The sequence below is a fragment of the Advenella sp. genome, assembly GCF_052108595.1.
Lineage (GTDB): Bacteria > Pseudomonadota > Gammaproteobacteria > Burkholderiales > Burkholderiaceae_B > Advenella.
The window spans coordinates 1-9,290 of sequence record NZ_JBQEAU010000104.1 but is presented as its reverse complement, the minus strand read 5'-3'; the positions used below and the strand labels follow the sequence as shown (position 1 = coordinate 9,290).

The window sequence follows — 9,290 nt, the reverse complement described above, 5'->3', positions numbered from 1 at the left end:
CCGGAGTGTGTACCGTGATGCGACAGGGCGGCGCACGACGCCAGCCATTGGGGCGGTTTCCAAGGGTTTGTACTAATATGGGGCGTTTCTTACCCAATTACCTGCAGATTGATGCGGGCGGCTACCGTAAAAACCTGGCACGCAATTTGCTGTATATCCAGTGAGAGGTTTCGACAGGATATTTTCTTTTCTCGCCGCAACAGCTCGAATCTGTGTATTTTTCTTGTAAAGGGGTATTACTATGCACCGCCATCATTTCTACAGCGATATGTTCGATTCTGTCCTGGACAAAATCTGCTACGCAGTCACCCTGCTGGGAACCATGAAGAGCGGCCAAAGGGAAACTTACTGGGATTAAGAGCGAGACAAGGACCGTGATCGTACCGTTTGATCGCGGTTTATAAAACTCTGGTAAAAAAGGGTAGTGCCCTGATCTATTGCCTATGCAACAGATCAGGGTTTTTTATTGCCGGTCTCGCTTGATGTGCGGTGCCTGGCTGCGTAAGCAGGTTGGTACTGCAGCGGCGTGGTATTTTGCGCTTATGATTGCTTATGATTACGCCCATGATCGCGTTTATCACCAGCCCGACGCAGGCGGTTGGTGGGCAAGACGGACCGGTGTCGACCTTCCATGCCGGTTATCACAAAAAATGCAGGCGCGGGGCGAGCGCCAACGGAGCTGCGATCCAGTCCATACGCGGCAACTGCCGGACGGCACCGATCTGGTAAACTTTCCTGTGTCAGGCGCGCTGGTGTCGCTTGCCGGCGCCAGTAGCGGCGCCGTTCAAACAGTATGGAACACGCTCATATGAGTAACACTATCGATATGCTTACGCTGGCGCCGGAGATTGATCGGCTGCATCGGGAGTGCCTTAGCCTGATCATGGCAACGACCAATGCAGCGCATGCCCCCTGCGCCAGTTATACGCCCTTTGCGACTATGGATGGATTGTTTTATATCCTGGTTTCTGCGCTGGCTATTCACGGCCAAAACCTGAAGGTGCAGCCTGATCTGGACATCCTTCTGATCGAAGATGAAAGTAGAGCACGCAATATTTATGCGCGCCAGCGCTTAAATTATCAAGTGACTGCGTCGCCGGTTCAAAAGGGTTCTGCCGAGTATGGCGAGGCGGTTACGCTGCTTGGTCAGCGGGCGGGCAAGACGGTCGCGTTGCTAGAAGCCCTGGATGATTTCACCATGTATCGTCTGACGCCGGTGCGCGCAACACTGGTGCAGGGTTTCGGAAAGGCGTTTGTTTTTGATCCTAGTGATCTGTCTGAAGGCGCGGTTGCGCTGAACGAGAAAAATATCGGCCAGTATCGTTGATCGCCTGCCGGAGCCCGTGCACCGGCTTATCTGGTCGGCGCTGCACAAAGTGGCGGTTACTGCACAGAGCAGGGCCGTTGGAGACCGGCCCTGATGTTTTCTTGTTGCGATATGTGCGCTGTCGATGTGTTGCTTCGGCAGGCGCTTGTGTCGCGGCGAAGCGTCAGGGCTTGCAGCAGTCCTAAAGACTGCTGCGTTGCCTCTGGCTCTCGATTACGGCAATTCGCCCAGTTTGCGTTTGGCGACAAAGTCGCGGGTTTCCTTAACAATCACCCCCGACAGCAATACCAGCGCAATCAGGTTGGGCACCGCCATCAGGCCGTTGAAGGTATCGGCAGCGGCCCAGACCAGGTCCAGGCTGGCAATCGTACCGATCATCACGCTGGCCACATAAATAATGCGATAGGGCAGTACAAACCACTCGCCCAGCAGATAGGACGCACATTTCTCGCCGTAATAGCACCAACCCAGAATCGTGGAATAGGCAAAGAAGACCAGACCAATGGTGACGATCCAGCCGCCGGGACCCGGCAGCAACAGATTGAATGTCTGGGTGGTCAGCGCAGCGCCGGTCACGCCATTCGTGTAGATGCCGCCCATGACCAGCACCAGGCCGGTTATGCTGCATACGACGATGGTGTCCAGGAAAGTGCCTGTCATGGAAACCAGCGCCTGGCGCACCGGATGATCGGTTTTCGCTGCGGCAGCGGCAATAGGCGCGCTACCCATCCCTGCTTCATTTGAAAACACGCCCCGTGCCACGCCATAGCGAATGACGGTGCCAATGGCGCCACCTGCGACCGCCTCACCACTGAATGCATCACGAAAGATTGTGGCAAACGCAGGGCCCAGCAGATCCAGATGCATGAAGATAATAATCAGACCGCCAGCAACATAGAGGATAGCCATGATCGGCACAATGAACGATGATGCGATGGCAATGCTTTTGATACCGCCCAGAATCACGATCGCGGTAAAGACGGTGAGTACGATTCCAGTAATCATGGGATCAATGGCAAAACTGGCCTGGATGGATTGGGCGACCGAATTGGACTGCACCGAGCTGCCGATGCCGAACGACGCCAGGGTGCCGAACAGGGCAAACAGAATGGCAAGCCATTTCCAGTTCAGCCCGCGCTCAATGTAATACATCGGCCCACCGGATATCTGGCCGCGCTCATTGACTATCCGGTACTTGACCGCCAGCACGCCTTCGCCGAATTTGGTGGCCATGCCGAAAATGGCGGTGATCCACATCCAGAAAACGGCGCCAGGGCCGCCCAGAACCACCGCTGTCGCCACGCCGGCGATATTACCGGTACCGATGGTGGCAGAAAGCGCTGTCATGAGTGCGCCGAAATGGGAAATATCTCCCCGGTTCTCGCTGCCGTCGCGATTTTTGGCATGTGGCGTAAACGCCTGTTTTAGCGCGAAGGGCAGCATGGTAAATTGCAGAAATGCCAGTCGCAGGGTCAGATAGACACCCGTTCCCACCAGGAACACCAGCATGACGGGCCCCCACACCCAACCGCCTACGGTATCAAAAAATGCTTTCAGTACGTCCAAATACTGCATCGTACTTCACTCCTTTATATTGAATTGATTTTTAGTAAAGGCGTCTCCCCACCTTCGCAGGCTCAAGAATACCTGATTCTTTTTCCGCGGAAAAGGACTGGGTGAACAGATAATGGCGACGGCATGTGCTGAACTCATTGACGACACATTATGTTATGTTATAACATAACCAAAATTGAATTCCCTATACCTATACATTTGCCTGCCGCGCGAGGCCGCGCGGCCCCATTTCTTATCCAGAGGTTTCACGTGCACATTGTGTTCAAGCAGCTTTTCATTTCCGGCGCCATCGGCATGGCTTTCATCAGTGGCGCCAGCGCCGCGCCATTGAATGTCGTGACCAGCTTTTCCATTATCGATGACTTTGCCCGCCAGGTGGGTGGGGATCGTGTCACGGTCAAGTCCATTGTTCCAGCCAATGGTGATGCGCATGCCTACGAACCCAAGCCGGCCGACGTGATTGCGTTAAAGCGCGCGGACCTGGTGCTGGTCAATGGCTTGCAGTTCGACACGTTTATGCAGCGACTGGCAAAATCGAGCGAAACCAAGGCACCGGTGGTAGAGGTGACCAAGGGCATTGAACCCCTGAAAAATGCCGAAGATGAGCATGGACACGGCGGGGAGCCGGCTCATGATGACCACGACCACGACCATGGTCATGAACATGATCATGGCGAGTATGACCCTCATGCCTGGCAGTCTGTGCCCAACGCCATGATTTATGTGAAAAATATTGCTGATGCCTTGTGCAAGGTCGACAGTGCCGGATGCGAGTCATACAAGGCAAACGCCAGTGCGTATACGCAAAAACTGCAGGTACTGCATGAGTCAGTTAAAGCGGCGTTCTCCTCATTGCCCAAAGACAAACGCACGCTCATTACCTCGCATGATGCCTTCGGCTATCTGGGTGCTGCCTATGGCCTGACTTTGCTGGCGCCCGAGGGCACTTCCTCGGCGACCGAAGCGACTGCCGCGGATGTTGCTGCGATTATCCGCCAGATCCGGGACGACAAAGGATCTGCAGTGTTCATGGAAAATATCAGCAATCCGGCCCTGATCAAGCAGATTGCCGCGGAAGGCAACGTGGCTGTGGGCGGCAAACTGTATTCGGATGCACTGTCCGGCCCGGACGAACCGGCTCCGACTTATCTGAAGATGATGCAATACAACGCCGACACCATTACCAAGGCAATTCTGAAAAAATAGTTGCTGCCGCCGGGTAGGTGCAGGCTGGTGCACGCCTTGCGGGTCTTGAACTGGCAGTTAAACAGGGGCGGCGCAGGGTCGCCCCTTTTGCTTTTGACGATGTGGAGCGCGCGATGCAACGATACCTTAATGAAATGACTGTGCTGGGCGACCTGCTTGATGATCCGTGTCTGCGCTATTTTCCCGACGGTACGGCCGTGTTGCGCATCACACTTGAAACCCGCAGCGAGCAGCATGACGGATATACAAATGAAATAATCATATGCAGTGAACATCATGACGCCGTATTGTATGGAATCCAGGCAGAACAGGTGGCCTGGTCAATGCACCAGGGAGACTCGCTGTGGTTATGCGGTCCGTTGCGGCGCCGGCATTTTCGGGACGGTATAACGGGTCGCAGTGGAACGGTCTGCGAGATTGAAGCGAGGCAGTTCAAAATTTTGCGGGTAAAACAAAGTTATCGCTTGCCGCTTTCAGCAATCTGCCATGGCTGGGTGTTCAACAACGGCCAGATGGGTAACGGCTTACGCGGCCCGACTCCGGTATCGGGCCGGACTGCGTAAATAAAAGTAAAAGGATCAGCCAGGTAGCGGTCCTGTGCCGGATCCGGGTGTATAGCGCTCCAGCACGCTGCGGGTGACATCCGGTTCAAATGTCTTCTCGGTGCGCCAGTATCTGGACAGCAGAAAGCCAAGTGCGCAGATGACAAGACTGACCAGGCCGAACCAGAACGCCTTTTTCTGCTCAGGTAAAAACGCCATGGCGCCCAGGATGCTGAGCATGCCGGCGATGGCCAGATAACTCAGATAAGGGAAGCACCACATGCGAACCCGGATGCGTTCGGGGCAGTTCTGTTCCATTCTTCTGCGCAACCTGATGTGGGATACGGCAATCAGAATATAGACCACCAATGCCACCGTCCCATAAGACTCCACGAGAAACGGGAAGATACCGTCGGGCGAGTAGTAAGAGACGACAATGGCCGCATAGCCAAACAGAGTGGAAAAAATAATGGCGCGTATTGGCACACCGTTTTCCGACACGCGGGCCAGCGCCTGTGGCGCATCACCGTTGCGAGTCAGTGCGAATATCATGCGGGAAGCGGCATAGAGGCCCGAGTTAAGGCATGAGAGTACAGCCACCAGAATGACGGCGTTCATGATGTGCGGCGCGTAGGGAATTTGCATGGCCTGCAATGCACTCACATAAGGCGTGGATATGGCCTCGGAGTTCCAGGGCACCAGGCAGACGACGAAAAATACCGAGCCCACATAAAAGAACAGCACCCGGCTGATGACTGAATTGGTCGCCTTTGCCACGGACTTGGCCGGATCAGCGGTTTCTGCGGCGGCAATGGTGACAATTTCCGCGCCAAAATAAAAGCCCGTTGCAGCTACAGCGCCTGAAAGCACGGGACCCCAGCCATTGGGCATGAAGCCGCCGTGATTGAGCATCTCACCCAGGCCCATCGCCTGATGGTTGGGCCACATGCCCAGCAGGAACAGCCCGCTCAGAAACAGAAACACCACAATCGCGGCAACCTTGATCGAGGAGAACCAGAATTCGAATTCTCCATAGGATTTGACCGAGAAAAGATTGGTGACGGTCAGAACGGCCATCAGCGTGAGACTGATTTCCCATGAAGGAATATTGGGCAGCCACAACTGGATGAGTTTGGCGCCAGCGATCGCTTCGATCGCCACCACAATGACCCAGAAGTACCAGTACATCCAGCCGGTCATGAAGCCGGCAAATTCGGCCTTGCCAGGCTGCTCGCGAAAAGCGCTGCGGGCGTATTCGTAGAACGAGCCGACAACCGGCAGCGAGGAAGCCATTTCGCCGAGCATGCGCATGACCAGAATAATCAGGATGCCGGTAATCAGAAATGAAATAAGGGCCGCCGGACCTGCATTTTTTACCACTACTGAACTGCCAACAAACAGTCCTGCCCCGATTACACCGCCAAGTGCAATCATTGACATATGCCGCGGCTTTAATGAGTGCTGCAGCTGGTTTTTACTATCAATATTCATCAATCGTCTCCTGTATACACACTTTTATTATTTTTGCTTTGGGAGACGAATGTACAGGTAATAAGGTACTAGATACAGAGCCAGTTGGTCGCAATCTATGGGTCCACGCGGTCGCTTTGCCAGTGGGAGTAGGGGTATTTGCTAGGGGGAAACAGGTCGAGAAAATCTGTCCGCGACCGAGGCGTCGCCTGGCGACCGAGATGCCGGTCGTGCGCTTGAGCCTTCAGTGTTCATCGCGGTTGTAAATGAATTTGGGCATATTCCACTTAAATCGCAAGGCCAGCATGCGCAAGGTCAGGCCCGATAGCAGCGCAGTGCTCATGACCAGCTCATGATTAAGACCAAGATGCAGGCCGGCAACATACAGCAGACCAGTCACGATCGATACACTTGCGTACAGTTCGCTGCGAAAGAGAAGCGGGATATCGTTGCACAGGATATCGCGCAGAACGCCACCCACGCAGCCAGTAAGCATTCCTGAAATAATCACAATCATCAAAGGCAAATTCAACTCCAGCGCTACATTGCAGCCGATGATGGTAAATACGACAAGCCCCACGGCATCCAGAAACAGAAAGAGGTGGTACAGGCGGTGCATGATGCGCGCAACCGCAATGGTGGCCAGGGCGGCCACTGTTGTGATGACAAGATAATGCGGATGCGCAACCCAGGTCAATGGGTGATGGTCCAGAACAATATCCCTGATTGATCCGCCGCCCAGCGCAGTAATGCATCCGAGCAGGCAGACGCCGACCCAGTCCATGCTGCGACGACCAGCCGCCAGCGCAGCGGTCATGGATTCGGCAACAATAGCAATGACATAAAGTACGGACAGAATAATCATATGACCCGGATGCGCTGCCAGGGCATAGTGTGCCCTGACTTGTTGATTACGTTGTCCGATTATATCCCGGGACGCGCAAGCCGCCGCGATATACAGCAAGCGCGGCTATTGCGCCCGTCATAGAGCCTGATGCGCCGCTGATGCTGTCCGCGCCTTCACGCTCTGCCCGGATGGAGCCAGTTGTGTGCCGGGTCCATGACAGGCTGTGCGATCAGTGACAGGAGCCTATTGCGACTGCCGGTGCCGGTGCGAATCATCGCAGTGCGAATTTGCCCGGGCAATTGCATCTCAGGCGGCAAGCAGTTCGTCGGTCGGGCCGAAGAATTCGTAATGAATGCGCTCCGCAGGTACGCCGTTGGCTGCCAGCCCGTTGACAAATACCCGCATGAATTCCTTGGGTCCACAGATGTAATAATCCGCGTCCTGCAGCGGTGTATTGCGGGTCAGCCAGTCAAGCGAAATCATGCCCGATACGTCGTGGTTTTCTCCAGCCTGGTCGGCAGCCTGCGGCTCACTATAAAAGGTCGATACTTGTGTGTGAGCCAGTTGGTGGGCCAGCGTCTGCACGTGCCGACCCATGGCATGGGTCTGGCTGCTCATGGTGCTGTGTACGTAATGCACGTGTAATTGCGGGTGTTGTTGATAAATGGTCTCAAGCATGCTGACCATGGGTGTCAGGCCGACACCGCCAGACAGCAAGACAACCGGCCGTTCGGGGCTGTCAGGCAGATAAAAATCGCCTGCCGGTGGCGTTATTTCAAGTGTGCTGCCAACCCGAACGTGATCGTGCATGAAGCGCGAACCTCCCTGGCTGTCTTCTGCGCGTTTGACGGAGATGCGATAGTACTGGCCATTGGGGGCGCAGGAAATGGAATAGTTGCGCTTGATGCCGGCCTGTTCCGGTGCGTTAAAGCGGAATGTGATGTATTGACCGGGTCTGTGGCGAATGACCGGCCCACCGTCAACCGGACGCAAAATGAATGAGGTAATGGTGCTGCTTTCGCGAATCTTTTCGCTAACCACAAAGTCGCGCCAGCCAGTCCAGCCGCCAGGCGCCTGTTCGATGGCGTCGCGCAGTGCGCCTTCCCTGTTTTGCAGGATGCCAGCCAGGAACCAGTAGGCCTGACCCCAGGCCTGAAGTATTTCATCGGTAGCGGCCTCGCCCAGTACATCCTTGATCGCACCCAGCAGCGCCGTTGCCACGTAGGGATAGTGCTCCGGCAGGATGTGAAATCCGACATGTTTCTGTGCAATTCGCTCGACTGCCGGCAGCAATGCGCCCAGATTGTCGATATTTTCCGCATAGGCCAAAATGGCCCCCGCCAGCGCATTGATCTGTTGACCATTGGCCTGGTTCGCGTGATTGAACAGGGTACGGATATGTTCATCCCTGAAAAGCCGCTCATACATTTTTGCAGTAATGGCCGCGCCATGAGTCTGCAAGGCGGGCACGGTTGCCTTTACGATGCGGATGGTGTCGGGATCCAAAGAGGTAACGGCGGGTTGAGACATGGCGGGAGCTCCTGTAGTTGGTTGAGGTGTGGCTCGGCCTGGCAAGTTTGCTGCCGGGCGATCAATGAAAATAGGGTATGCAAGGATAATGACAGATGTGAAAATTTCAAATGTGTTGGCGGCGCATGTTTGAGACTGAGCGCCGGCATTGCCTTTATAACATTCATTTGAAATGCATCTTATTTCAAATAATTTTAATATGCAAGTCAGATGAATGTTATATTGCATATTTATTGCAGCACTCAAAGCGCATCCCGAGGTCTATATGAGACTGACTCAATACACAGATTACGCACTGCGGGTACTGATTTTTCTGGGCTCGCGCGACGAAGGGCTTTCGTCCATCGCTGAAATTGCGCGCGCCTATGACATCTCCCAGAATCACCTGATGAAGGTGGTGCAGCATCTCGGACAATTGGGCTATATCGAAACGCTGCGCGGCCGCAACGGAGGGATCAGGCTGGGATTGCCGGTAGAACAAATCGTCATAGGCCAACTGTTGCGTCATACCGAAGGCGATATCGATCTGGTCGATTGTTCGTCCTGTGCCATCGCGGGCCCCTGCAGACTGCCGTCGGTGTTTCATGAAGCAACCCAGGCATTTCTGGCCGTGCTGGATAAATACACATTGCACGACTTGCTGGCCCAGCGTAACGAACTGCGCGATTTTCTGAACCTGTCGACAGCCGAACAACCGTTACGGCGAGCGTCCAGGCAGGCCTTTCACTAAAATTGTTGGCAACCAGCAACCAGCAACCAGCAACCAGCAACCAGCAACCAGCAACCAGCAACC

Annotated in this window: 8 protein-coding genes; 4 read left to right on the top strand and 4 right to left on the bottom strand. The window is 54.7% G+C overall.

From position 1 onward, the window contains the following. Window positions 1-808: 808 nt before the first annotated feature. A complete protein-coding gene (locus tag ACTIKR_RS16375) occupies window positions 809-1,327 on the top strand; it encodes a HugZ family pyridoxamine 5'-phosphate oxidase (RefSeq protein ID WP_442328398.1) in 519 nt (172 codons plus the stop codon). Between the two features lie 213 nt (window positions 1,328-1,540). Here ACTIKR_RS16375 and ACTIKR_RS16370 read toward each other — a convergent pair whose 3' ends face one another. Beyond that, a complete protein-coding gene (locus ACTIKR_RS16370; RefSeq protein ID WP_442328397.1) occupies window positions 1,541-2,902 on the bottom strand; it encodes an alanine/glycine:cation symporter family protein in 1,362 nt (453 codons plus the stop codon). A gap of 258 nt (window positions 2,903-3,160) precedes the next feature. On the opposite strand from ACTIKR_RS16370, the gene ACTIKR_RS16365 reads away from it, so the two are divergent. Continuing rightward, complete coding sequence (locus ACTIKR_RS16365) at window positions 3,161-4,108, top strand: metal ABC transporter substrate-binding protein (protein WP_442328396.1); 948 nt, start codon at window positions 3,161-3,163, stop codon at window positions 4,106-4,108. Window positions 4,109-4,221: 113 nt separating this feature from the next. Next, on the top strand, window positions 4,222-4,671 hold the full coding sequence (locus ACTIKR_RS16360; RefSeq protein WP_442328395.1) for a single-stranded DNA-binding protein: 450 nt from the start codon (window positions 4,222-4,224) through the stop codon (window positions 4,669-4,671). 15 nt (window positions 4,672-4,686) lie between these two features. Here the strand turns inward: ACTIKR_RS16360 and ACTIKR_RS16355 are convergent, their stop codons facing one another. The 3 genes from ACTIKR_RS16355 to hmpA all read right to left on the bottom strand — a co-directional run bounded on the left by ACTIKR_RS16355 (window position 4,687) and on the right by hmpA (window position 8,497). Beyond that, window positions 4,687-6,141, bottom strand: coding sequence for an amino acid permease (locus ACTIKR_RS16355; RefSeq protein ID WP_442328394.1), 1,455 nt, complete (start codon window positions 6,139-6,141; stop codon window positions 4,687-4,689). Between the two features lie 223 nt (window positions 6,142-6,364). Beyond that, window positions 6,365-6,985, bottom strand: coding sequence for a trimeric intracellular cation channel family protein (locus tag ACTIKR_RS16350; RefSeq protein WP_193090275.1), 621 nt, complete (start codon window positions 6,983-6,985; stop codon window positions 6,365-6,367). A 288-nt stretch (window positions 6,986-7,273) separates the two neighbouring features. Then, window positions 7,274-8,497 carry an NO-inducible flavohemoprotein gene (hmpA, locus tag ACTIKR_RS16345; protein ID WP_442328393.1) on the bottom strand — a complete coding sequence of 408 codons (1,224 nt, stop codon included), beginning with the start codon at window positions 8,495-8,497 and terminating at the stop codon, window positions 7,274-7,276. A 265-nt stretch (window positions 8,498-8,762) separates the two neighbouring features. On the opposite strand from hmpA, the gene ACTIKR_RS16340 reads away from it, so the two are divergent. Continuing rightward, complete coding sequence (locus ACTIKR_RS16340; RefSeq protein WP_442328392.1) at window positions 8,763-9,227, top strand: Rrf2 family transcriptional regulator; 465 nt, start codon at window positions 8,763-8,765, stop codon at window positions 9,225-9,227. The last annotated feature ends 63 nt before the right edge of the window (window positions 9,228-9,290 follow it).